At 54.4% G+C, this 24,677-nt stretch carries 21 protein-coding genes and 5 pseudogenes; 13 read left to right on the top strand and 13 right to left on the bottom strand.

The window, feature by feature from the left end; genetic code table 11:
• Positions 1 to 138 precede the first annotated feature (138 nt).
• Positions 139 to 570, top strand: coding sequence for a hypothetical protein (locus tag RHM58_RS24050; RefSeq protein ID WP_201256937.1), 432 nt, complete (start codon positions 139 to 141; stop codon positions 568 to 570).
• Between the two features lie 144 nt (positions 571 to 714).
• Here the strand turns inward: RHM58_RS24050 and RHM58_RS24045 are convergent, their stop codons facing one another.
• The 3 genes from RHM58_RS24045 to RHM58_RS24035 form a co-directional block, all read right to left on the bottom strand.
• Entirely contained in the window at positions 715 to 1,239 is a 525-nt protein-coding gene (locus RHM58_RS24045) for a lysophospholipid acyltransferase family protein (protein WP_322268370.1), read from the bottom strand.
• Between the two features lie 106 nt (positions 1,240 to 1,345).
• Positions 1,346 to 1,918: a phosphoglycerate mutase family protein gene (locus tag RHM58_RS24040; RefSeq protein WP_201256935.1), complete on the bottom strand. Its 573-nt coding sequence runs from the start codon at positions 1,916 to 1,918 to the stop codon at positions 1,346 to 1,348.
• A gap of 538 nt (positions 1,919 to 2,456) precedes the next feature.
• Positions 2,457 to 3,611, bottom strand: a complete 1,155-nt coding sequence (locus RHM58_RS24035; RefSeq protein ID WP_322268369.1) for an aminotransferase class I/II-fold pyridoxal phosphate-dependent enzyme — start codon at positions 3,609 to 3,611, stop codon at positions 2,457 to 2,459.
• A 919-nt stretch (positions 3,612 to 4,530) separates the two neighbouring features.
• Here RHM58_RS24035 and RHM58_RS24030 point away from each other — a divergent pair.
• Both RHM58_RS24030 and RHM58_RS24025 read left to right on the top strand, forming a co-directional pair.
• Positions 4,531 to 5,058: an autoinducer binding domain-containing protein gene (locus RHM58_RS24030; RefSeq protein WP_322268368.1), complete on the top strand. Its 528-nt coding sequence runs from the start codon at positions 4,531 to 4,533 to the stop codon at positions 5,056 to 5,058.
• On the top strand, positions 5,043 to 5,243 hold the full coding sequence (locus RHM58_RS24025; RefSeq protein WP_322268367.1) for a helix-turn-helix transcriptional regulator: 201 nt from the start codon (positions 5,043 to 5,045) through the stop codon (positions 5,241 to 5,243). The genes RHM58_RS24030 and RHM58_RS24025 overlap by 16 nt, the downstream gene beginning before the upstream one ends.
• A 22-nt stretch (positions 5,244 to 5,265) precedes the next feature.
• Here RHM58_RS24025 and RHM58_RS24020 read toward each other — a convergent pair.
• From RHM58_RS24020 to RHM58_RS24010, 3 genes and pseudogenes are all read right to left on the bottom strand, one after another.
• Positions 5,266 to 5,499, bottom strand: a pseudogene (locus tag RHM58_RS24020) (alkylhydroperoxidase); the annotation flags it as partial.
• Positions 5,500 to 5,658: 159 nt separating this feature from the next.
• Complete coding sequence (locus RHM58_RS24015) at positions 5,659 to 5,949, bottom strand: LysR substrate-binding domain-containing protein (RefSeq protein ID WP_322270892.1); 291 nt, start codon at positions 5,947 to 5,949, stop codon at positions 5,659 to 5,661.
• Positions 5,886 to 6,608, bottom strand: coding sequence for a LysR family transcriptional regulator (locus tag RHM58_RS24010; protein ID WP_322268366.1), 723 nt, complete (start codon positions 6,606 to 6,608; stop codon positions 5,886 to 5,888). Before RHM58_RS24010 ends, RHM58_RS24015 begins: the two co-directional genes overlap by 64 nt.
• Positions 6,609 to 6,779: 171 nt before the next feature.
• On the opposite strand from RHM58_RS24010, the pseudogene RHM58_RS24000 reads away from it, so the two are divergent.
• The 6 genes and pseudogenes from RHM58_RS24000 to RHM58_RS23975 all read left to right on the top strand — a co-directional run bounded on the left by RHM58_RS24000 (position 6,780) and on the right by RHM58_RS23975 (position 13,919).
• A pseudogene (locus RHM58_RS24000) lies at positions 6,780 to 8,320 on the top strand (HAL/PAL/TAL family ammonia-lyase).
• Between the two features lie 477 nt (positions 8,321 to 8,797).
• Positions 8,798 to 10,508: pseudogene (gene hutU / locus RHM58_RS23995) on the top strand (urocanate hydratase).
• A 293-nt stretch (positions 10,509 to 10,801) separates the two neighbouring features.
• Positions 10,802 to 11,566, top strand: coding sequence for a transporter substrate-binding domain-containing protein (locus RHM58_RS23990; protein WP_416195337.1), 765 nt, complete (start codon positions 10,802 to 10,804; stop codon positions 11,564 to 11,566).
• A 67-nt stretch (positions 11,567 to 11,633) separates the two neighbouring features.
• On the top strand, positions 11,634 to 12,350 hold the full coding sequence (locus tag RHM58_RS23985) for an ABC transporter permease (protein WP_201113906.1): 717 nt from the start codon (positions 11,634 to 11,636) through the stop codon (positions 12,348 to 12,350).
• A 21-nt stretch (positions 12,351 to 12,371) separates the two neighbouring features.
• On the top strand, positions 12,372 to 13,109 hold the full coding sequence (locus RHM58_RS23980; protein ID WP_201256846.1) for an ABC transporter permease: 738 nt from the start codon (positions 12,372 to 12,374) through the stop codon (positions 13,107 to 13,109).
• A gap of 18 nt (positions 13,110 to 13,127) precedes the next feature.
• Positions 13,128 to 13,919 (top strand): ABC transporter ATP-binding protein, encoded by a 792-nt coding sequence (locus RHM58_RS23975; protein WP_322268362.1) that lies wholly within the window; start codon positions 13,128 to 13,130, stop codon positions 13,917 to 13,919.
• 113 nt (positions 13,920 to 14,032) lie between these two features.
• Here the strand turns inward: RHM58_RS23975 and RHM58_RS23970 are convergent, their stop codons facing one another.
• From RHM58_RS23970 to RHM58_RS23960, 3 genes and pseudogenes are all read right to left on the bottom strand, one after another.
• Positions 14,033 to 15,031 (bottom strand): LacI family DNA-binding transcriptional regulator, encoded by a 999-nt coding sequence (locus tag RHM58_RS23970; protein WP_201256848.1) that lies wholly within the window; start codon positions 15,029 to 15,031, stop codon positions 14,033 to 14,035.
• A gap of 105 nt (positions 15,032 to 15,136) precedes the next feature.
• A pseudogene (locus RHM58_RS23965) lies at positions 15,137 to 16,611 on the bottom strand (glycoside hydrolase family 32 protein).
• Positions 16,612 to 16,624: 13 nt separating this feature from the next.
• A complete protein-coding gene (locus RHM58_RS23960; protein WP_201256850.1) occupies positions 16,625 to 17,917 on the bottom strand; it encodes an MFS transporter in 1,293 nt (430 codons plus the stop codon).
• A 206-nt stretch (positions 17,918 to 18,123) separates the two neighbouring features.
• On the opposite strand from RHM58_RS23960, the pseudogene RHM58_RS23955 reads away from it, so the two are divergent.
• A pseudogene (locus tag RHM58_RS23955) lies at positions 18,124 to 19,736 on the top strand (carbohydrate porin).
• A gap of 77 nt (positions 19,737 to 19,813) precedes the next feature.
• Here RHM58_RS23955 and RHM58_RS23950 read toward each other — a convergent pair.
• The 4 genes from RHM58_RS23950 to RHM58_RS23935 all read right to left on the bottom strand — a co-directional run bounded on the left by RHM58_RS23950 (position 19,814) and on the right by RHM58_RS23935 (position 21,259).
• Positions 19,814 to 20,008 (bottom strand): hypothetical protein, encoded by a 195-nt coding sequence (locus tag RHM58_RS23950; RefSeq protein ID WP_322268361.1) that lies wholly within the window; start codon positions 20,006 to 20,008, stop codon positions 19,814 to 19,816.
• 241 nt (positions 20,009 to 20,249) lie between these two features.
• The gene (locus RHM58_RS23945) at positions 20,250 to 20,618 is read right to left on the bottom strand and encodes a hypothetical protein (RefSeq protein WP_322268360.1); all 369 of its coding nucleotides are present in this window, start codon (positions 20,616 to 20,618) and stop codon (positions 20,250 to 20,252) included.
• A 32-nt stretch (positions 20,619 to 20,650) separates the two neighbouring features.
• Positions 20,651 to 20,767 (bottom strand): TetR/AcrR family transcriptional regulator, encoded by a 117-nt coding sequence (locus RHM58_RS23940; protein WP_322270891.1) that lies wholly within the window; start codon positions 20,765 to 20,767, stop codon positions 20,651 to 20,653.
• Between the two features lie 192 nt (positions 20,768 to 20,959).
• Positions 20,960 to 21,259, bottom strand: a complete 300-nt coding sequence (locus RHM58_RS23935) for a hypothetical protein (protein ID WP_322268359.1) — start codon at positions 21,257 to 21,259, stop codon at positions 20,960 to 20,962.
• A 201-nt stretch (positions 21,260 to 21,460) separates the two neighbouring features.
• Here RHM58_RS23935 and RHM58_RS23930 point away from each other — a divergent pair, with 201 nt between their 5' ends.
• The 3 genes from RHM58_RS23930 (at position 21,461) to RHM58_RS23920 (ending at position 24,677) form a co-directional block, all read left to right on the top strand.
• Positions 21,461 to 22,474, top strand: a complete 1,014-nt coding sequence (locus RHM58_RS23930; protein WP_201256854.1) for an SDR family oxidoreductase — start codon at positions 21,461 to 21,463, stop codon at positions 22,472 to 22,474.
• An 81-nt stretch (positions 22,475 to 22,555) separates the two neighbouring features.
• Positions 22,556 to 24,079 carry a class I adenylate-forming enzyme family protein gene (locus RHM58_RS23925; RefSeq protein WP_322268358.1) on the top strand — a complete coding sequence of 508 codons (1,524 nt, stop codon included), beginning with the start codon at positions 22,556 to 22,558 and terminating at the stop codon, positions 24,077 to 24,079.
• On the top strand, positions 24,066 to 24,677 hold the full coding sequence (locus RHM58_RS23920) for an HAD-IB family hydrolase (RefSeq protein WP_201256856.1): 612 nt from the start codon (positions 24,066 to 24,068) through the stop codon (positions 24,675 to 24,677). Before RHM58_RS23925 ends, RHM58_RS23920 begins: the two co-directional genes overlap by 14 nt.

Below are 24,677 nucleotides of genomic sequence, written 5' to 3'. Positions count from 1 at the left end.
CCAAACAAAAACGCCACTCACTTGAGTGGCTTTTTTGGCTCGCGATCCTTTGGCCGCCCGGAAAATACCCGCAAAGCCGATCCGGCTGGTATTGTGCAGCGCTGTAAAAATACGCCGTATGACTGTGAGGATTTGACGTTGAGCACTGAAGAAAAACTGACCGGGGACTTGTTCGAAGTCGATAAACGCCTGGGGCTCAAACCTGTCGTGGACTTCAACACCTACCTGCGCGCGGCCTTCGGCGAGGGTAAATGTACCTGCATCCGTTGTGTCGACAGCGTTGGCGACGAGACCGGCTACGAGAACGCGCATACTTTCAACCTCGCCGGGCAAGTGCTCAACCGCCGCTTCGCATCCACCGCCGGTAGCGATGTGCTAATGGTGCTGAAGAAGGCCTGGCTGTCGTATACCAAAGCGGAGCTGGAGCTTCACGGCCACCTGGCGCTGGCGACCGTCAAAGAGTTTGTCGAGCCCGAGTTGCACAAGCGGCTGGCCCCACTGTTTCTGGCCAGCGGGTTGGTCAAGGATGTGGATGGCAACCTGCAGATGCAGCCACAAGTCGCTGGCTGATAATCCCGCCAAACGCGCAAATAAAAGCGCCACTCGATTGAGTGGGCGCTTTTCGGTTGCATCCAACCTTTGGGATGCAGCTCATCAAGGCTCTTACAGCCCGAAAATAGAGGGTTTAGGGATAGGTTTGCGGGGGCCGCCCAACTAAATGACCGGGATCATATTGTTGATGATCTCCCGTGTGTAACGAGCCAGTTCCTTGGCACTCATGCTTGCGACCTCATCCGCCTCAATGGGTTGATGGGCGACGATACTGACTTCAGTAGAGCGCAATGAGTTGTAAGCGATACTCCCAACAGCAGGACTGATCGTAACGGGAATGATCCCCACGCCCATGTCCTTGGCAATCCGAAAGGCCCCTGCCTTGAAAGGCAGCATTTCCCCACCGTTGTTTCGGGTACCTTCAGGAAAGATCCAGATGGAAGTATTGTCTGCAACCACACTCTTGCTAATTTTGCGCAAGCTCAGAATAGAAGCCCGGGGGCTGTTTCTGTCAATGAACAGACTGCCCGTCAGCCAATACAGTTGCCCAACCAGAGGCAACCATTTGAGTGATTTTTTACCGACAATAACCATACCTGGTTTCAGCGCCTCAGCAACAATCAGAACATCAACACACACCATCACCCCAAAACTTTGGGGCCGGAGGCCATTCGCGATTTCGGCCAACTGATAGGCGCCCACCAAAGACAGAGTCAGAGCCTCCTAGACACCCCGTCCAATAAAACCACTGGCCCTTAAAAGCAGTAACTTCTTCACGTGCGCGCAATCCCTTTCATGGTGTTAAAGATTCAACCGTGAAACACCCTGAGCGATAAATCGTGCGGGCCTGCATGCCCTGTTTTTGCAGTGTTTTCCTGACGGTTCTAAGGAACATACCGTGGGATATGACAATCATCGTTTTCCCTGCCTCGGCGCTGGATTTGTAAAGCTCCTCGGCGACACCTACAGCCCGAAGGTATTCTGCTTTTCGGGAAACAGCTCCCAGCGAAACCCCTAGCAACCACAGAATTCTGTGCAACGCGAACCATTGCCTTAACCCCATTTTCAGGAAGGGAATGGCGCTTAACCGCAGGTCGTATTCTTGTAACCGGCTATCCTGTTGAATACGCGCAACCTCAAACAGCCTGCACGCCGTTGCATAGGCTCTGTTGACCGGGGAGGAAAAGACGCTGGCCTCAGATGCTAACAATGGCTGCGACAAGTCCGGCTGGTTCAAGAAACCGGTAATTTCATCCTCATCGATACGTGAGGTCTGGTTATATTCATCCAGAAGCACTTTGGCCGAGGCGGAGTTGCAGCGCTCGTAATTGACCAGCGGTGAGGCGTGTCGTATTAAATAAATCACAGCAAATAGACCCCCGTTACAATCCCGTTATCGACAATAAACAGAAACGGTGTATCCCACGTATTAGCGGACTTTGCTTCCGTCAGGGTAAGAGCAAGAAGAAAAATGGCACACAGCACGGTTGGGCTCACCAACCAGGAAAGTGTATGCGGTGCGTCTTCGGGCCGATCTATACTCGCAAACATATGCTGAGCCGTAAGATAGCGCCGACGCAACCATCCACACATGGCCAAGAATAGAATAGCGGTGGACACCACAGATAACAGCAATCACTCATGAGTACTCTAAATATTGAATAACGCGAAAAACAGGCTGGGCAGCAGAAACATCGCAAAATGCCCAACCTTGCTCGTATAGTTGCCCCGCACTCTTTTATTGATGACTAACAGCCCCAAACCTTTGCACAGCATAAAATAGAAAAAACAATACCTAACAGAGCCGAACCCACCTGGACCATTTTGTTACCACTTCATCGATAGCTTGAGTAATAGGCGGATCTGCACCGCACCGTTACGACTAGCGGACAAATATAGGCTACTTAAATAATTTTTCCCAATGCATCAACACAGTAATCCACGTCGGCAATGGTGTGGTTGTACGTCAGACACAATCTGATCCTGGATTGATGATTCGGCACAAAGGGCGGCACGAACAGTGAACCCATGATCCCTTTACCAACCAACTCGGCATTGACCCGGGCGGCCTCCATCGGATCTTTGAATATCACCGGGATCACGGCAGTCTTCGAATAGAGCTTATCAACGCCAAGTGAGTCAATTTTCTCATGTGTATAGCGGGTGAGTTCAGCAAGTTGATGCCGACGTACAACCCCTTCCGTAGCGTTGATCTCTAGTGCCGTGCATGAAGCTGAAGCGACACCCGGTGAAACCGATTGGGAACCGTTGTAGGTAGGGCAACGGAACCGGACTCTTTCAGCGAACGCCTCATCCTTGAATACAACGAACCCACCGGATGAGCCAAAGGCTTTGCTCATGGTGCCGACGATGTAATCGATATCCGAGACCACTCCAGCCGATTCGCAGGCCCCTTGGCCTGAGCCGCCCAACATACCGACACCGTGAGCATCATCGATGTAGATTTCGAGGCTCGGATGGATCTGTTTCAACCGGGTGATTTTTCTGAGGTCGGCGACATCACCGTCTGCCGAGAAAACCCCGTCGGTAATGATCAAAATTCTCTTGTCTTGATTCAGTCGAACTAATTGCTCGAGCATTTCGACATTGGCATGAATGTAGGCCCTGAATGGACAGCCCGACAATTTCACGCCGTCCCAGATCGACACATGTGACAACTGGTCCAACAAAATCAGGTCAGCACGCTCGGCGGCCAATGGAATAACACCAAAATTCGCCTGATATGAGGTAGTAAACATGAGCGATGTACGTCCTGCATACAATTCGTTAAAGCCATTTTGCAGACGCTCGTGGTATTCGGTGAAACCACTGAAAATCATGGGGCCGCCGATGTTTGAACCGTATTCCCGAATGGCAGCAATAGCTGATTCCTTCATGCGCTCGTGATTTGAAAGCCCTAAATAATCGCACGATGCAAAGCTCAACATTTTCCGACCATCAGCGAGCGTCATGTCCCGACCACAGGCTGAACGGACTTGAGGAAAATATGTGTAATAACCCAACTCTTTCGATTTTAATGCAACGTCATCAATACGCATAAGGCTCTCATTCTACCGGCGCGGTATATCTATAAATGCGATAGGCTCTTTCACTGCAAATACCGTCCCGGGTGAGATGGCGCATCGTTCGAAGAACCATGACGTTATCCTCCACCATCCAGGGCAGGCCGATTTTGCTACGACCGACCTTGTTCAACGCGACAGCAGACAACTTTAAGATCAGCGCTATCGACAATCCTTTTCGTTGATACTCAGGCGCGACGCCCGTAAAAAGCGCGACCGTACAACCCGTGCTCATTCATGGCGGGTGCGAACATAGTAAAGCCGACAATTTTAGCGTCATGCTCGGCAATCAGCGCCGATATGTTTTCATATATTGCGCGAAGCGATTTCAAACTGTTCTTTGGATTCGGGGCTACACCCCCAGCTTCACAATGCAACGGCCACCCTAACTCTTTAACGAACACCTGACATCTATATTTAGCGAGCGCAAAAGCCATCCCAGGCAATAGATCACTAACAGCCCCTGTTACCGCAGTTAGCATGACAGTCACTCAGCAAATATTATTTAACCAGTACAACAAATCGAATGCTGTGTTAGTAGCTGCCCAAATGGGCAGGTTAATTAAATCAACATCCAATAACGAGCAACACCGATCGCTCGATAATGATTAATTTTTTAGCTGGACGAGTTGAAAGTGCTGTCACCTCTGTGGCGCGGGCAAAAACTCCGGAACTTAAAAATACGGACTTTCTAGCACTTCAGTACTAAAAAATATAGCGCACTACTGCGCCCTTGCAGGAGAGTCATCTGGGCTACAGCCCTTACCGAACGTGGCGTTGCCGCTGCATACATCAAAACCGATACAAATCAGGGCTACCTCCCTGCCGCGCTCCAATTCTGTATAATAGCCGCCGCCCTTCTCACTAAGGGCGCTGACCACGGAAGGTAATATTGGTGAAAGAATGGCGCGAAGACTTCATTGAGTTAGTTTCTGGCTGCTGCTCAGAAAATGAATTATTCAATGAACTGATTAAAATAACTTCCAACTTGGGGTTCGAGTTCTGTTCCTACGGACTAAAAACCCACTTGCCGTTAACATCCCCGCAATACTTTCTACTTTCAAACTATCCCGCCCCTTGGGAAAAAAGATATGTAGCCGAAAATTATTTCTCCCAAGACCCCACCGTTGAACATGGGCTAACACGCTCCATCCCCATGACTTGGTCTGCTGAACAGCAAAGTCAAAGTCTGAAATTCTGGGAAGAAGCGCGACATTACAACCTCAATCATGGCTGGTGTCTTTCTTCGCAACGCGGATTCAACAGCATTGGCTTACTCTCCGTTTCCCGTTCCAGTGAATATATTTCACCGACAGAACTGGAAAATAAAGAAACCAAGTTAATTTGGCTGACCCAGTTAGTGCATGAGTCCATGACGCGTTTTTTTCCGAAAAAAGCATACCTGAGATGTATAGGCCACTGACCGCACGCGAAAAAGAAACCTTGAAATGGACGGCCGTTGGAAAAACCTATGTCGAAATCAGCATTATTCTAAATATCGACACGCGGACCGTGAAATTTCATTTGGTTAATTCCATGCGCAAACTTCAAGCATCGAACAAAGCCGAAGCAGCAGTCAAAGCGTCCTTGATGGGTTTGCTGTTCTAAGCAAAAATCCGCTTGATGGGTGCTATGGAGAGGTAAACACCGGCTCACCGAGATTCAACATCAGTCGATTGGCCCAGACGAAAATCAAGATCGCGTGGATCAGATCCAAAACATGTGCATCGTCCAGCCCTTGATCGCGAAGCGTGAGGATGTGACTGGCGTTCAGCGACGCCGGCTCCAGGGGCAGGTCAATGGCGAACTGCACGATGGCCTTTTCCCGATCGGTGGTGCCGGCGGTTGCCGGGTCGGCAAACACTCCCTATTCAAGATGATCCCCAGCATCGACCGGGTGAACTTTCCCTGTCCAATAATCAAACGTGCTGACTTATGCCGTTGCGCTCACGCGTGTTGGCCCGGTGTGCAATCGGCCCTGATTGTCAAAGCTCGAAACCCGCTAGCACCCTGTGGTTGCGAATCATTTTTTGCCAGCGGGCTGTGCCGCTATCAAGGCGTCGGTAATGTTCTCTTGTGCTCTCCCTCGGCCAATCAGCCAGCGTTGAAATGCCCGGCATTGCGCTTTCTGCAAAGTATTCGGGTGCCAACTCAGGTAATACGGCGAGGGCAGCGGCATGGCTCGCTGCCAAGGAATGATCAAGCGCCCTTCATCGATGTCACGGGCTATCATCGAAAACTGCGCCAGCACTATTCCCTGGTGATCGATGGCGGCTTGAATAGCCATGCTGGACGAAGAAAAGCTACGACGTATGGCAATCGTCTGCTCGACGGCAGCGCCCTCCAGTTCAAACCATTCGGCCCATGAGGGGGTGAGTCAAATTTCGGCCGCGAATCGATACGGATAAGTGGGTATTGGAGCAGGTCACCGGCGTGTTCCACATTGCCCGGATGGCCTAAAAGCGTCGGTGAACATGCCGGCACCACACAATCGCGGAACAGCACAACGCTATGCCCGGCATATTGGCCAGGTTCGCCATAGCCGATACGAAAATCTGCGTTTTCCTCCTCCGAAGTATCTGCCAGCGTGCCATCGAGATAGATGTCGAGATCACCATCCTCGTGCCGCCATTCGTAAGTGAGCGGCGCCAGCCACTTGGTCATGAGCGAAGGCAGGCCACTGACATACAAATTGTTGGGGTTTTTCGAACGCTCTACTTCGGAAACGGCGGCTCTCAATTCTTCAAACGCGATAGAACACCGCGCATGAAAACGCTGGCCAATGGCATTCAGTCGCAAGCGCTGTCCCTCCTTGACCGTCAAGCTCATGCCCAGCGCCTCATCAAGCAACTTCATCTGCTGACTCACCGCGCCCACAGAGATGTTCAATCGCTTTGCGGCTTGGGATATACCGCCGCAGTGACCAACGGTTTCGAATATTTGGAGGGCTCGTAAGGGCGGTAAGCGGCTCATGGCGATGCGAAGGTCTCGAAAGTATTTTATGTTTAGTTTTTCTAATAAAACTGACAGAAATTACCATATTTTCTTAATTATTAAATCGTTTTAGTCTTCTTGCGCACTCAATCGGGCTGACAGCTCAGTCGGCCCGGCACCCTCAATCATTTGGTTTTTTGGGAGTTCGCAATGAAAGCTCATCCTCAGCAGATCACTCAGGTCGTCCTCGGTGGTAGAGAACCTTCCATCGAAGAGTTCGTAGCTGTTTCCCGTTATTCAGCCAAGGTGTCGTTTTCCGAGACCTACAAGAACCGCGTGAAAAAATCCCGTGGTTTGGTTGAGCGTTTCCTCGAAGAGAATCGCTTGGTCTATGGAGTGACCACAGGGTTCGGCGATAACGTTCGGCACGTGATTTCGCCGCAGAATGCCAAGGAGCTTCAGGTCAACATCGTGCGCTCCCACGCCGTCGCAGTGGGCGAGCCGCTAAAGCGTGAACAGGTTCGTGCTATCCAGTTGATGATTCTGATCAGTCTTGGCAAAGGTTTTTCGGGGTGCGCCTGGAGTTGTTGGAGCTGATTGCCAGCCTGCTCAACAACGAAGTGGTGCCGTTTGCGCCAGGCGAGGGCTCGGTGGGCTATTTGGCAGTCGAGGGGCACCTGGCATTGGTACTGCTGGGCGAAGGCAAAGCCAGGGTCAACGGCGGCGAATGGGTGGATGGCGCCACTGCACTTGAACAGGTCGGCCTGCAACCGACAGACCTGCAGTGCAAAGAAGGATTAGCCATGCTCAATGGCACCACGTCAGTTACAGCTATCGCTATTCTGGCGCTCTACAACGCCATGCAGACAGCCTCCGTTGCCGATGTCGCCGCGGCGCTTTCGCTTGAAGCGTTAAAGGGCACGATTCGCGCATTCGACCCTCGCTATCATTCGGTCAAGGCACACAAAGAACAGGCGCAAACTGCCAAGCATATAAAAGCAATGCTGCACGATAGCCAACTGGTCGCCGAAAACATCGATTACCGACTTCAGGACGCCTACAGCCTGCGCGCCATTCCCCAGGTGCATGGTGCTTCGAAAAAATTCATTGATCACGCCCGGGAAAATATCGAAAACGAAATTCACTCCTCGGGCGACAACCCGGTCATCTACCCGCTTGATGACGGCGACGGCATTGCCATCTCAGGCGCCAACTTCGACGGCACCTACATCGGCATGTCAGCGGATTCGTTGTGCGTGGCGCTGGCCAGCCTGGCGAAGATTTCCGAGCGCCGTATCGACCGCATGGTCAACTCGCACTTCAGTGAAATGCCGGCCTTCCTGGTACGCAACCCGGGCCTTAACAGCGGGTACATGATCCTTCAATACACGGCCGCTGGCCTGTATGCGGAAATGAAGACGCTGTCGTTCCCTTCTTCTGTTGACAGTTTCTCGACCTGCGGCAACCAGGAGGATCTGGTCAGCCTCGCCTATAACGCCGTCATCAAGGCTTACAAGGTTTCCGAAAAACTTGAGTCGGTGCTGGCGATTGAACTGCTGGTGGGCTGCCAAGCCTTGGACTTCCATGATGTGCACAAGGCTTCCAGTGTCACCAAGGCCGTTTATGATCTGGTGCGTAGCCGAGTGCCGGTCGCCGACAATGATCGTGCATTCTATTTGGACATGGTGAGTGTTACCGAACAGGTACGCAGTGGTGAAATCCTGGCCACGGTGCAGAAAACCCTGAAGTAAAACGGTTGTACTCCAGGGCTGTCCTTTGGCCGTCAAGAGGATGCGTTTCGCGGCTTCTCGACGACTGAAGGATTGCCTTGGGGCCGAGCCTGGAACCGAATCCGGGCTTTGCAGTGCCGCGCACCCTCCCTCCTCGCCACACACTCATGGGCTCCAACTGTTTCCCAACGCGCACTAAATTCTCCCAAACTGTCACCGAGCGCCCCAGAGTGGCGCAATTCCAGGCTCAAGTAACAATCGCCCCCCGCCGCAAAAAACCTCAGAAAAAAAACGCCTCCCGGCAAACCCTTGTATCAAGGGCGTTTCAGCAAAAACCCGAGTTTTATTGAACGCCACACCAACAAGTTGGCCGCTTGATTGCATATGCTTGTATGTACAAGTAAAGACGTATGAGTATGAGTCACGGAGACTCGACCATCGTCCACTGTTTGCCCACTGCCAGGGTTGGTTTGGATTGATTGCTGAGGAGTCTTTTTCGTGACTGACAATACCCAGAAACCTACGCCTACGTTTACAAAGCGGCGTGACGTCGAAATCCGCGCTGCCCGCGGTAACAAATTGACCGCCAAGAGCTGGCATGACTGAAGCGCCGCTGCGCATGTTGATGAACAACCTCGACCCCGAAGTCGCCGAGAACCCTAAAGAACTGGTGGTTTACGGTGGTATCGGTCAGTGCAGCGCGTAACTGGGAATGCGTACGACAAGATCGTTGCAAAGCCTGACCAGACCTGAACGACGACGAGACCCTGCTCGTGCAGTCCGGCAAGCCGGTCGGGGTCTTCCAGCACCCACACCTGGGCGCCACGGGTGCTGATCGCCAATTCCAACCTCGTCGGGGCACTGGGCGAGCGTGGCCACGAGTTCAACGCAAGCTCGAGCAGGCCAGAGGCTGACCATGTACGGCCAGATGACCGCCGGTTCGTGGATCTACATCGGCACCCAGGGCATCGTTCAAGGCACCTACGAAACCTTCGTTGAAGCCGGTCGCCAACACTACAACGACAACCTCACCGGTCGTTGGGTCCTGACTGCCGGCCTCGGCGGCATGGGCGGCGCTCAGCCTTTGGCCGCGACCCTGGCCGGCGCTTGCTCGCTGAACATCGAATGCCAGCAGGTCAGCATCGATTTCCGTCTGAACAGCCGTTATGTCGATGAACAAGCCACCGACCTCGACGACGCGCTGGCCGGCATCGCCAAATACACCAAGGAAGGCAAGGCGATTTCCATCGCCCTGCTGGGCAACGCTGCTGAAATCCTGCCGGAACTGGTCAAGCGCGGCGTGCGCCCGGACATGGTCACCGACCAGACCAGCGCCCACGATCCGCTCAACGGCTACCTGCCAGCCGGCTGGACTTGGGAAGAGTACCGCGCTCGCGCCAAGACCGAGCCGGCCGCCGTGGTGAAAGCCGCCAAGCAATCGATGGCGGTGCACGTTCAAGCGATGTTGGACTTCCAGAAAATGGGCGTACCGACCTTCGACTACGGCAACAACATCCGTCAGATGGCGCAAGAAGAAGGCGTGGAAAACGCATTCGACTTCCCAGGCTTCGTCCCGGCTTACATCCGTCCGCTGTTCTGCCGCGGCATCGGTCCATTCCGTTGGGCTGCACTGTCGGGCGATCCGCAAGACATCTACAAGACCGACGCCAAGGTCAAAGAACTGATCCCGGACGACGCGCACCTGCACAACTGGCTGGACATGGCCCGCGAGCGCATCAGCTTCCAGGGTTTGCCGGCACGTATCTGCTGGGTTGGCCTGGGCCTGCGCGCCAAGCTCGGTCTGGCGTTCAACGAAATGGTTCGCAGCGGTGAATTGTCCGCGCCAATCGTCATCGGTCGCGACCACCTGGACTCCGGTTCGGTAGCCAGCCCGAACCGCGAAACCGAGTCGATGCAAGACGGTTCCGACGCTGTGTCCGACTGGCCACTGCTCAACGCCCTGCTGAACACCGCGAGCGGCGCGACCTGGGTTTCCCTGCACCACGGCGGCGGCGTCGGCATGGGCTTCTCCCAGCACTCGGGCATGGTGATTGTCTGCGACGGTACGGACGAAGCGGCCGAGCGTATCGCTCGCGTCCTGCACAACGACCCGGCGACCGGCGTTATGCGTCACGCCGATGCGGGTTACCAGATCGCGATCGACTGCGCCAAGGAACAAGGCCTGAACCTGCCGATGATTACCGGTTAATCAGTCGGTCAGGGCACATGGAGATGGGGAAGCTGTCCAGGCTGAAACCATTATGGGTGCGAATTGACCGGCTTAACTGACGGTTGGCTTTTATGGTTTTGTCTTGTGTACACAAAAATAATTGTACGCACAGACATTGGAGATTCGGCCTGAGCCGGATCAGTTCGCAACACTCCATTGATTAGGCAGGAAGTATCAAGATGTCGAAGAAATCAAGCTGGTTGGGTTCTGTAGCGCTCAGTGCAATGGTTCTGGCCTGTGCTCCGGCACTGCAGGCCAAAGAGTGGACCTCGGTGAATATTGCAACAGAGGGCGCCTATGAGCCCTGGAACCTGACGCTCCCGGGTGGAAAAATCGGCGGCTTCGAACCGGAGCTGATGGATGTCATCTGTCCGCGCATGAAGCTCAAGTGCAACATCGTCGTACAGAACTGGGACGGGATGATCGCCAGCCTCAATGCCGGTAAATTCGACGTGCTGATGGACGCCATTGTCATCAACGAAGAACGCCAGAAGGTCATGGCCTTCTCGACGCCTTACGCCCAGACACCGGCCAGTTTCGTCGCGCTCAAAGCCGATCTGTTGCCGGGTAAAACCGGTGCCGATGCCGCCATTACGCTGGGTTCCGATGCCAAGGAAGTACGCGCCGGCGTTGAAGAGCTGCGCAAGGCACTCAAGGGCAAAACCATTGGTATCGCCTCGGGCACGATTTACACCTCATTCATTGATCAGAACTTCAAGGATGTGGCGACTATCCGTGAGTACGGCAGCTCCGCCGAAGCCATTCTCGATCTGCTTGCCGGCCGTATCGACGTATCGTTCGATGACGTGACTTTCTTCAACTCGGTCATGGACAAGCCTGAGAACAAACCGCTGGTTTTTACCGGGCCTGTCATCAAAGGTCCGATCTGGGGTGAAGGCGAAGCGCTGGGCTTCCGTCAGAAAGACCCTGAGCTGAAAGCCAAGTTCGACGCAGCCCTCAAGGAAGCCATGGCTGACGGTACGATCAAGAAACTGAGCGAGAAGTGGTTCAAGGCAGACCTTACCCCTAAGCAATGATTCTGAATGGCCCGGCACCGTAATGGTTGCCGGGCCTGCTTAAACCTTTTCATAAGTGGGACCCTCTATGAACCTCTTGCAGCTACTCAGTTTCGGTGACTCAGGCTGGGGAATGGCGCTGCTCAAGGCAGCGGGCATGACCGTGATATTGACCCTGGCAGCCCTGCTGGTGGGGGCGGTATTTGGCAGCCTGGTCGCTGCTGCCAAGCTATCCCGCCAGCGCAGTTTGCGCTGGCTGGGAGATCTGTACTCGATACTGTTCAGGGGGATCCCCGAGTTGCTGGTGATCTACTTGTTCTATTTTGGTGGAGCCAGTGTGGTGACCGCGGTTGGCCACTGGTTCGGCGGTGAAGGCTATATCGACGTGCCGCCCTTTCTGGTCGGGGCGTTGGCGGTCGGGCTGATTTCCGGCTCCTATCAGGCTGAAGTCTACCGTGGCGCTTTTCTCGCGGTGTCCAAAGGCGAACTTGAAGCCGGGCTGGCCATTGGCATGACCCGCGCGATGCGCTTCAAACGGATTCTGGTCCCCCAGGTGCTGCGATTCGCGCTGCCCGGGTTGGGCAATGTCTGGCAAATGAGCCTGAAAGACTCAGCGCTGATTTCAGTCATCGGTTTGGTGGAGTTGATGCGTGCCAGTCAGGTCGCGGCCGGATCCACTCGTCAATATTTCACGTTCTACATCATCGGGGGCGCTGTGTACCTCATTCTCACTGGCCTGTCCGGTCGGCTTTTCCATATGGCTGAAGCTCGCGTGCGCCGTACGCGTCAGCGCAGCCCAGTCTAGTTCGAGTCGGGAGCGACACTTATGATCGATTTTCCGTTCCTCGCGGACACCATGCTCAAGCTTCTGGCCGCGCTACCCACCACGCTGACGCTGTTTTTCAGCTCATTGGTGATCGGCCTGACCCTGTCTGTCGGCATTGTCAGCCTGCGGGTCAGCCGCTGGTGGTTTTTCAGCTACCCAGCGCGGTTCTACATCATGTTGTTTCGCGGTACGCCGCTGCTGATTCAAATGTTCCTGATTTACTACGGACTGGGCCAGTTCCCGGCCATTCGCGACAGCTTCGCCTGGGTACTGCTTCGGTCGCCCTATGGCTGCGCGGTAGCTTCACTGGCCTTGTGTACTGCTGGTTATACCGCCGAAATCATTCGCGGCGGACTGCTCAGCGTGCCACAGGGGCAGATTGAGGCGGGCAAGGCCGTGGGCATGTCGCCCTGGGAACTGCTACGCCGGATCATTGCGCCGGTTACCTTGCGCCAGGCCCTGCCGGCCTACTCCACCGAAGCCATTTTGCTGGTCAAGTCCACGGCGCTGGCCAGCCTGGTGACTGTCTGGGACGTCACTGGCGTCGCTCAACAGATCATCCAGCGCACCTATCGCACGATGGAAGTGTTCATTTGCGCGGCCTTGATCTACCTGGTGCTGAATTTCCTGGTCGTGCGTGCTGTCGCCTGGCTCGAGTATCGCCTCTCGCCGCACTTGCGTGAGCGGCCGGTCGACGCCATCAAAAAAGCCAGCCCTTCGCTGCCTACCCATTCTTGATTTGATACGGAGCATGCCATGAGCACTCAGCCCGCTTCAGCCTTGTCGGTAACTAACATTCAGAAGTCCTTCGGCAACGCACATGTCCTCAAGGGCATTTCCCTGGAAGCCCACAAGGGCGACGTGATCTCGATCCTCGGCGCCAGTGGATCCGGTAAAAGTACTTTCCTGCGTTGCATTAACCTTCTGGAAACGCCCGATCAAGGCATCATTAGCGTCAATGGTGAAGTGATCGAAATGAAGCAGCATGCCGACGGCCGCCAGACCCCGAGCAACGGCCGCCAGGTTGAACGCATGCGCAGTTGCCTGGGCATGGTCTTCCAGGCGTTCAACCTGTTCGCGCACATGACGGTGCTGCAGAACGTCATTGAGGGCCCAATGCGGGTTCTCAAGCGCTCCCGTGCCGAATGTATCGAGGAAGCTGAGGCCCTGTTGCACAAGGTCGGCCTGTACGATCGCCGCGACTATTACCCCGCGCACTTGTCCGGCGGACAGCAGCAACGCGTAGCGATAGCGCGCGCACTGGCGATGAATCCCCAAGTCATGTTGTTCGACGAGCCGACCTCGGCACTTGACCCTGAACTCGTTGGAGAGGTGTTGCGGGTGATGCGTTCTCTGGCCGAAGAAGGCCGCACCATGCTAGTAGTCACGCACGAGATGGGCTTTGCCCGGCACGTGTCGAATCGGGTGGTGTTCATGCACGGTGGCCTGATCGACGCCCAGGGTACGCCAGCAGAACTGTTCGAAGGTTTGCCCACCGAACGCTTTCGGCAATTCGTCTCCAGCCATAACGACAGAAGTGCCGAGTAAGTACTGATCAAGGTGCGCGTCTTGGCGCGCACTTTGTCGGTCTGTTTCAGATCGGGTGAGGAGTGAAGGCGTTCGGACGACTACTGAACTGTGCGGGCCATGCAACATCGTTGTTAACAGGACTCACGCTCAACCAGCGGGCATTCAACCCTGTGAATCGTGGTTTCGTTCCTGCCTTCAATCACATACTGGGCAGCGCGACGCCCCATCTCGTAATACGGCAGTTGCACAGTGCTCAACGGCGGATAGAACAACTCGGCAACACCGATCATATTGTCGTAACCCAGAACCGCCACCTCGGCCGGAATACGCAAACCGCGACCGAGCAAGAATTGATAGGCGACCAACGCGATGCGGTCGTTACCGCAAATAAGCAGATCGAATGCCGGTCTTCCTTTTAATCCCCGCAATTGGTTCTCCAGTACTCCAATCGTTTCCTGATAGGCGTCATCGGTCGACAGGTTGTATTGAGGAACATCGTCCGCGGACATCCCGGCCTCTGTGAGGGCACGACGCAATCCCATCTGGCGCGGCTCCCAGGCCAGGCTGGCTTGCGGCAGGTTGATGCACAACGGATGCCGGTAGCCTCGTTTCAGCACCTGTCGCACGGCCTGATACTGACCGTCTGCGTCGTCGGGCACGTAACAGGCCACGCCGGGTTCTGAACTCATGCAATTACTCAGCACCAGCGGCAGGCTGCGCAGCACCGGGGGGATCTCCACGGTGCGTAACTGCATGGCGCTGAAAATGATCCCGTCGGGTTGATGGGACAGCATCAGGTCGATGGCCTGCTGACTCGGCGGCGCTTCGAACACGTTGAGGATGAAAACGTTCCAGCCGTTTTCTCGTGCCGTGCGCTCCATTGAAAGGAGCATTTCCACGGCGAAGGGGGTTGTCGCGGTATCCAGCGCGAAGACGCCAATGGTCTTGCCACTGGAGTGACCACCACGGATCTTGCGAGCAGAAAGGCTGGGGACATAGCCCAAGGCCTCGACCGCTTGACGAACTTTCGCCAGGGTTTCCTGGTTCAGCTTTTCCGGAGTGTTGAGTGCCCTGGAAACGGTCATGAAGGAAACCCCCGCCAGCCGTGCGACATCTTTAACTGAAGCCATTCGCGGGTGCCCTTGCTTGTCTGGCCGGGCATCATGTCATGCTTGATAAAAGCATGACAACACGATGCCTGGCAGCAGACTGCATGAATGGCACTTCAGGTGCATTCAGAGTTGGAGATCGGCGAGGTTCCAGACAGAAGTTTCCCCGAACACCCCTACCCCATTAACTGCGAAAGCGCTGACCTGGAGGCTTTCGGGCCGTGGATAAATCCGGCTGGTAAGGCTATAGGCGCCATCGTCGACGAACACTTCAATGGAAGAGCGATCGAGAAAAATCCGCAGGGCTATCCGCGTTTGCTCGACAGTCACCGGGACGCTGCGAACACCGCTCACGCCCGCTCCCGAGTTTTGCCGGTCGAGAACCAGTCGGCGGGCCATGGCATCGAAATACAACAATGTCCGCTCCTGCTGGTCTTCGCTGCAGCGCAGCGCCAGGCCAAAGCGCTCAGCGTTGCTGCCGGCCAGATCCAGTTCAAGCTCAAACTCTAGCAGGGCACCACGTACATCAAGTGTGTGGCTCCGGGATTCGACTGCTCCGATCTGCAGCATCCGTCGTGACGTCCTTAGCGCCGCCAACTCCCGGGCCGGACGCATGCGCAGCCGTTCGCCGTCGCGGCTCAGCTCGCGGGGCAACGACAGCGCACCACACCAGTGTTGCGCCTGACTCGGCATCGGGCTGTCCCACATATCCATCCACGCCCACAACAGGCGGCGCCCGTCCGGTGCCAGCAGAGTCTGCGCGGCATAAAAATCGTGACCGTGATCAAGTTCGCGCAGCTTACCGCATTCGCTGAAGCACCCGGTGTCGTCTAGTAGGCCCATTCGATAGCTGTTCTGGAACTTGTTCCAGTTGTCGTAGCCACTGGGCTTCAGGCCTTGCGGCGAATAGAGAAAAACGTCGCAGCTATCCAGTTCGAACAGATCCGGGCATTCCCACATGTAGCCGTCCGGCTCTCGCTGACCTTGCAGGGCACAGCTCAGATACTCCCAGTGATGCAGGTCCTCGGAGCGATAGAGCAGGAGTTGCGGGTCGTCGCCTTGACGAGCGCCAAGCGCCATCCACCACTGCTCGCCTCGCTGCCAGACTTTTGGGTCGCGAAAATGCATGATCTGCGGATCGGGCGGTGTTTCGATCACCGGCCCGTGCTTGGTAAAGGTAATGCCATCCGTACTGCTGGCCAGGCATTGGACCTGGCGAATGTTCTGGTCATCGCCCGGTTCTCCCAACCAGGTGTGCCCGGTGTAGATCAGATAAAGCGTATCGTCCGCGACCACCGCCGATCCTGAAAAACACCCGTCACGGTCATAGGAATCGCTGGGGGCCAGCGCTATGGGCAGATGTTCCCAATGCACCAGGTCGCGGCTCTTGGCATGCCCCCAAAACATCGGCCCCCACTGCGCAGAGTAAGGATGATGCTGGTAGAACACATGGTATTCACCGCGAAAAAAACCAGTCCATTGGGGTCATTCATCCATCCCACCGGCGGCGACAGGTGATAACCGAGGCGATAGTCGTCGCCGCGTTCGGGTAGCTTTGTTTCGATGGCGCGATGCGCTTCGTCCAGCAGTGCAGCGTGCATGGCTTGGTCCTTTCTAGGGTTCGTAACGAGTGGCAGATTGAGCAATGGCAGGAAGCTCCAGCGATTCGGCAACCTTTGCTTGGGAGGGTTTTCGGACCGGGTCCGTGCGCAACAGGTTCCATGACAGCAGCAGGCAACCACCGACCAGGCCAGCCATCAGCACGTAAACGCTCGAGAACCCAATATGGTCGTAGCCGTAGCCCACGAGCGGCGACAGCAGCATTGCGGTCAATTGCTGGGCGAACTGGAATCCCACCAGATAGATAGAGGCGGACAACCTGGAATCGAAGTTGAACGAAATGTATTTGAATATCGAGACCAGCAGGATTGGCACTTCCAAAGCGTGCAACATCTTGCAGGCAGCGATGGTCCAGGCCTCCGTTGCCAGCCCGGAGCCAAGAATACGCACGAACATGATGCTGCCGGCCAGGATCAATCCGTATTTGGCGCCCGTGCGGCTGACCACCCAGGGGGCGAATAGCATCAATACCGCCTCGACGAGTACCTGGGATGAATTCAGGTAGCCGTAGGCTCGGGTGCCCTCCTCTGGGGTGGGGAAAAACGAGGAGAAATACACCGGAAACTGCTGTTCGTAGATCATGTAGATCCCACACACACCAGTCAGGTACAAGCTGAATGCCCAGAAACGCGGCAGTGTCAGCAATGTCCAAAGATCGTGCAGGCGTACGGGCTTGGCGGCTTCCTCACCGGTTTGCACTTTTGGTTGGTTGAACCTGCTCAAATCCAGTCGAAACAGGATTAACAAGAACACGACGCCGGCAGTGCTGCTCATGTAAAACGCGATGTCCGGGTCAATGTTGAAGACCACGCCGACAATGCCTGTCGCGCTGGCCCAGCCCAGCGACCCCCACATTCTGGTTGTCCCGAACTCAAATCCCGCATGACGCGACAGCCTCTCCGTATACGACTCGATCACGCCCACTCCCGCGAGCATTGCAAGCGCCAGGAAAGCCGCGCCGACCACGGCGCCCAACACCACGTTCTGCGCCAGCAGGCTGGCATATACATAAATCGCAAACGGGGCGGCGGCACAGAGCAGGATGCCAATCCACACCAGGAGCTTTTTGGACAGCCCAAGTCGGTCTTGAAGAGCGCCATAGAACGGCTGAATCAGCAGTGCCGCAATGGCGTTGGCTGCGAAAATAAATCCGGTTTCCGTGCCATTCAGTCCAATGACTCGATGAAGCCAGATCGAGAAAAGCGAATAGCTGGATGACCACGAAAAGAAGAAGAAAAACAACAAACCACTGATAAGCCAGTACTCACGTTTGACTGCAAGCTGCATGTGACGACCCTCTTGTTTTTATTTAAGTTAACGTTAACATCGCGCCACATTACGCATCCCCAAACGGTTAGCTGTCAAGTGGAGCGCAATGCAAAGGGCGCAGATATCGCGCTGAACGATCCCGCAGAAGCCCCAGCCCGACTGGAGCCGGGGATATGTTCGAAAGGTGTTTGCGGTACCCAAATACAAAAACAAGAGGGTTATTTATGCGTACTGAGGTTTGCCGGCCTTTGGCTGTATTTTCCTTGCTGGTTCTCTCCCCGCAACTGTTCGCCGCGCCGGCGCAAAGCATCGAAGAGCGTCTTGCCAGACTTGAAGCCAGGACCTCCTCCGCCGAAGCAAGAGCCTCGATGGCCGAAACCGATGCAGCGCGATTGCGAGAGGAAGTCGAACACCTCAACCAGCAAGTCACCGGCAGGCTGCCGACGCCTGCACAAACTGCCCTCGACCAACGCGTTGCGCGGGTAGAAGCCAATCAACAGTCCCTCCAAAGCCCTCCTCCGGCGACCGCCTCTGCAGCCACTCCGACCGAGCAATTGAGCGATGGCTTCACCTTCGGAGGCTATGCCCGCTCCGGGATCATGAGCAACAAATCAGGTGCCGGTCGCGGCGGCCCTTACGTGACCCCGCCGGCTCGGTAGGTGGCGCGGTTGGCCGCTTGGGCAATGAAGTCGATACCTACATGGAAGCCAAGTTCACCAAGGAGAGCCAAGCCGCCAACGGAACACGCTCCAAGTACACGCTGATGCTCGCCGACGGTCTGGAGACGCCCAACGACTGGACCGCGGCACAAAGTGCGCTCAATGTGCGCCAGGCCTACGCCGAACTTAGTCACCTAACGTCCTTTCAAGACAGTCCTCTGCTGCGCGATGCCACCCTGTGGGCGGGCAAGCGCTTTGATCGGGACAATTACGATATCCATTGGCTCGACAGGGGGATAGTGTTCCTGGCCGGGACCGGCGGTGGTATCTACGACGTGCACCTGGCTGAAGACTGGCGCATCAATGCATCGTTGATGAGCCGCTCCTACGGTGACTTCGGCACCGAGGAAAATAAGGACATCCGCAGCTATGTCGCGACCCTCAATCAATTTTTCGACGAGGGTCGCTGGCAGGTCATGCTCAATGGCATTTCTTCAGGGCAGAACGATGCCATCCTGAACGACAAGAGCAGGCAGGAACTCGCCAGGGATACTCGGGTGAACAAGTCCGGATTCAGCCCTGCCACGAGTGGCGCCCATGGCATGCTCGCCTACCACCGCCCCGATTTCTTTGGTCAAGAAGGCTACTTCAAGGCGGCGCTGCTGTATGGCCAAGGGCTGGGGGCGGAGGTCAACAGCATTGGTGCCGACGGCGACTTGCTGGACCAGGCTCAGACATTGCGCCTGGCGCTCTATGGCCATACCCGCCTTAATCAAGACTGGCGCATCGCACCGACCTTGATAACCGAGCAGAGCAAGAATCGTTACGTCCCCGGCGACGACTATCGCTACACGACGCTCAACGTGCGCCTGGCCAACGAACTGACCAGTAATTTCGAAATGCAATATGAACTGAGCTGGCAGACCATGAACCTCAATGCACTGGGCTACGATGGCCGCCAGGCAGCCAAGGGCGACTATTGGAAACTCACCTTCGCCCCGACCTTCAAGGCCCAGACCGGTGACTTTTTCATTCGCCCGGAACTGCGTCTGTTCGCCACCTACATGAATTGGTCCAGGGACCTGGATAACTTCAGCGCAACAGACGATTTTGGTCTGAAGGACTTCAAGTCCGGCGGCGAGTGGCAATTGGGAGTGCAAATGGAGACTTGGTTCTAGAAGTATTAGGTCGGGCAACAACTTATATGTGAACTGATCGCTAGTTGCTGCGCGACCAAAGCCCTGCCTGAGTTGCCTCAGACTGTCCTGGCCAATGATTGCCCATTGAACGACTCGATGCTCGAATGCACGGCTTCGTGGGTGTCAGGCGCCGCGCCGGCCAGCTTATGATCAAGCTGAAAAGCCTGATCGATACCGACATTGGCAGCACTAACGTTGCGAAACGTTTCCTGCTCCAGCACGATTGAGTTCAGGACAAAATATTCATCCACGGCATTCGTTCAGGTGTGCTGAACAGTTGCCCGAAGTGACCGCTCGGTGTTTCGCTGAGCGTTTTTGTACTTTTTTTGAAGCATAAAGCAGCAACGCACCACTACAACCAATGGAGGTTTCTAGTTAGCGAAAACAGCACCGAAAGTTTGTCGAAACACAGAGGGGGACCACTCACATCCTGTCCGAGATCTGGGCCTCGGACATGTGAATAATGCATTTGCCACAAGATTGGAAAATACTCTATAAGGGCTCTGCTGTCTGAATAAGCGAGTTTAATACCAATTTTATTTCAGAAGCCGGGTCTTTATGTCCTTGCAGTATCAAACCTTCCGACAGCGCGGTGAATGTCTTTGCAAGAGTGGCACATTCCAAAGGAGGCTTCTTACCTGCATGACTGAATATAATCGTAATTAACTTTCCCAAAGCCTCACTATTTTCCTGATGCAGGGCGTAGTAATGCGTTGAAAACTCCTCATCACGCAAGGCAATCAGTTGTAGCTCAGCATCAAGAATCGCACAACTGGCATTATCTTTAAGTGTATCAATATAAGAATTCAATCCATGAGCCAGTTCTTCTGATGAATATCCAGCAGCCAGAGTAACACCCAATCGATCGATCTCAACTCGCTTGAATCTCTGGGTTAATTGTAGAAGCAGGTCTGACTTACTTGTAAAGTTTGAAAAAATGCTCCCTTTGAAAAGCCGGCCTCCTCAGATATAGCATTGACACTGGCGGAGTGAAAGCCTTTCCTAACCATAAGATCAGTGGCAGTATCGAACAACTTGTCTCTTGTTACTTGCTGACTTTCTTCACGACCCAATCTCTTCTTAATCACACCTTCGGCTCCTCTGGCCAAACAAAAATATCTATTTGTAACTGAATGCAACAAGCTTGCTATTCACTGCAAATACGGATCTAACGACTATACCTTATACTATGACCATCTTAATCAATTTACATTTAAGCTTTTAAAAAGTGCCATGTAAATGCCATGTATGGGGACGGAGGCGGCGAGATGCACTGCATCGACATGCAGCGCCGGCATTGCAAGCGCTTGCAACTCAAAAAGAGGTGTCAGCTCCCGCACGCTCAGGTACTTCGGTATCCAGCCTGACGCGTGGCCCACCCGATCGATCGAATCAGCAAGGTTGTCTTGTGACACCCCCAAGAGGCCGACGGCGAGCGGCGAAAAATTTATTTCGATGGCCTTAATCCTCCCAATCCAGGTGAAACATTCACTGCCGTTCAAGCGCTAAAACACTGATTTTACTAGCCTAAAGTCAAATTTAGCGACGTCACTTCTATGCTCATAACGAAATACCACTTGATTTTCAGATACCGAATGGTTTTTACTTGCGTCGTTGGTTCAGCCAACACCTGATCAGAGCATCGAGACCAGTGACATCAATCTCGATGCAGCAGCAGGTTACCCCACAGGAGCTGGATTTTAATGGAATATGCCTTCGTTACAGGCGCTACTGGCCTGCTCGGTAATAATCTGGTTCATGCGCTTTTAAAGCGAAATATCAAAGTAAAAGCACTGGTTCGTTCCGTAGAGAAAGCCAAGAAGCAGTTCGGCAATCTGCCTGTCGAATTTGTCGAAGGCGACATGCTCAATGTCGACGCCTTCAGCCATGCCCTACAAGGCTGTGATGCCTTGTTTCATACAGCTGCCTACTTCCGCGACAGCTACAAAGGTGGAAAACACTGGCAGAAACTGTATGACACCAACGTCACCGGGACCGAGCGATTATTGCAAGCTGCTTACGCCGCCGGCATTCGTCGTGCAGTCCATACTTCATCCATTGCCGTATTGAAGGGCAATAAAGACCAAGTGATCGATGAGACGATGTCTCGCAGCGAATCGGATGCTGACGATTACTACTTGAGTAAAATACTGTCCGAGCAAAAAATTCAGGAATTTTTGTTGCAACACCCGGACATGTTCATCGCCATGGTATTACCGGGCTGGATGTTTGGCCCCGGGGATATCGGCCCAACTTCATCAGGACAGTTCCTGCTCGACTTTGTCGGAATGAAATTGCCTGGCGTGCTGCCTGGAAGTTTTTCCGTAGTAGATGCCCGGGATGTGGCGGAACATCAGCTCGCAGCAATCACACGCGGCAGATCCGGAGAACGTTATCTGGCAGCCGGTAACCATATGAACATGAAAAGCATTTTCCAGGCACTCTCCAGTGTCAGCGGCGTAAAAGCCCCGGAGCGAAAAATCCCGTTGTTCATGCTGCGAATAATTGCCTTGATATATGAAGGCTATTACCGAGTTACGAAAAAGCCGGTACTCATCAGTACCTCCACCGTAAAACTCATAGAGCAAGAGCAAGGGCGCACTCATTTCAGCCATAACAAAAGCCTAAAAGAGCTGGAGTGCAAGTTCCGCCCCGTAGCTGAAACATTGACCGACACCCTGGACTGGTACCGGAAAAATAACTACATAAATGCGTAATTGAAACAGTTCATATATAGCCTGCCTCTGTAGTACTTTTTTTGTCTAACCATTACTTCAAGGATTGAGAGAGGTTGGTAAATGAAAAGCCTTTCATATAAAGAAGGTTTTCTGCATCGGTTCGTCGGTTTTTCAGAATCGTTCCCAGACCACATTGCTATCAGGAACCTGGACGCGGAAGAAGAGACCGTCACTTACCGTGGGTTGCGAATAAAGGCTGAAGAGTGCAACGGCGCACTCAAAAGTCTAGGTGTATTGCCGGGCGACAAAGTGGCGGTTGTTCTACCCAATGGGGTGGAGTTCATCGCTTACTATCTGGCGATCATCGGGCGTGGGGCGACTCCGGTTATCCTCAACTACAAACTGACGCCATTCGAAATGAGCAGCGTCATCAGTATTGCCCGGCCGACGCTGGTCGTGACGACCGAAACGCTATTCGAGCAACATAGCGAGACATTTCAGCCTGCCTACGGCGTTCAGCACTCCTTGGTGTTGAACACCGCAAGCGAGCCATCCTCTCCCCTGCCCGACAACGCAACGGCCGATTCACAGCTTCCTCGACAGGCCGAACCTTTGTTACTGCCCGAAGGCAATCCGATCGTCTCGGTACAGTTCACGTATAGGGGCACCGGTAAACCTCTGGCCGTTTCTCACCGCTACCTTGACCTGACGCAATCGAGCGATGGGCTGCATGAGCAGTTTCATCTTCAAGGGGTCGGATCCGTTCATCTGGTGACGCTGCCGCTGTATGCCATCTTCGGACTGTCCGTGATGATGGTCTTTCCATTGAGCGTGGGCGCCACCCTGTTAATGACCAACACCCTGCTCAATAGGGATCTGGCGGAAGTCTTGTCCCAGCATCAGGTCACCTTTGCCTGCCTGGTGCCTGACGTCATTCGCTACTTCAATACGCGACTGGCCAAACGCAAAGGCGCGCTATTGCCGATGCACCCACAACTGATGATTTATTCAGGTGGCAGCCATCTACCGGCCGACGAAGCCGAGAAACTGGGAAGGCTGCTGGGGTGCAATCCGGTGCTGCAAGGCTATGGATTGACCGAGAGCATGCCAGTGATAGTCCAGAGTTCGATTGGCAAGGTCCATCGAGGCGCCATGGGGCAGCCGATTCGCAACGTAGAACTGCGGGTCGTCGATGCTCAGGGTCGAGACGTCGCAACTGGGCGTATCGGCGAACTGTTGATACGCGGCTCGATGGTGATTGACGGATATAACGATGCAGCAGACGCCAATGCCCGGTTCTTCCGTGATGGCTGGCTACACACGGGGGATCTGGTCTGGCGGGACGATGATGGACATGTGTTCTTCTATTGCCAACGCCTGCGAATCTCGAAGATTAAAGCGCAAATGGTCGACCTGACCGAAATCGAATCCATTGCCCTGAAGCATCCTGGCGTGGTGCGCGCAAAGGCTTACATCGTCCCTGACAACAAGGAGGTCAACGTATTGCACCTGTGCGTTGAAGGGAGCGGTGACCTGACCCAGAGCGCTATCTCCACCCTGCTCTCGCGCTACCTCTCAGGCTTCAAACTGCCCAGAACTATCGAGATTATCTCTCTCAAGGAAGAGATCCATGCAAGCAAATAGCACACAACCGGTACTGGCCGTTTTCGACTTTGACGGCACACTGACCGACAGGCATACGTTCTGGCGCTACATGCGTTTTATCGTGGGAACCAAGTCGTTTTGGCTAAGGATCGTTCCCCTACTGCCCAAAATGCTCAGTGTGATCCTTGGTATCACACCGTTGATGCAGGCGCGCCTCGCGTTCATTGCCTGCTATCTGGGCGGCCTGTCAGTTGAGCAAGAGCGCGAACATGCCAAATATTTCATTACCGAACAGCTACCGCTCTGGCTCAGGCCCGAGGCCTTGCGCCGGCTGCAATGGCATCAGTCCATGGGACATGTCACGGCGCTGGTCAGCAACTCGCCGGAGAACTATCTGATTCCCTGGGGGCAGGCAGCAGGTTTTGACTATATATGCGGCACCCGCCTGGCGACTGCGAAGAACAAACTGACTGGCGGGATATCAGGTACCAACTGTGTTGAGAGAGAAAAAGTCACACGGCTGAAAGGCTGTTTGAGCAACCTTGATGACTTTTACATTTATGCCTACGGAGACTCATCAGGTGACGATGCTCTGCTCGGCATTGCCAACTCTCCCTTCTATAGAAACTGGTACTAA

The sequence above is a fragment of the Pseudomonas sp. 10S4 genome, from assembly GCF_034344865.1.
GTDB lineage: Bacteria > Pseudomonadota > Gammaproteobacteria > Pseudomonadales > Pseudomonadaceae > Aquipseudomonas.
The sequence above is the reverse complement of the archived record's forward strand: the minus strand, read 5'-3'. Positions and strand labels throughout refer to the sequence as shown.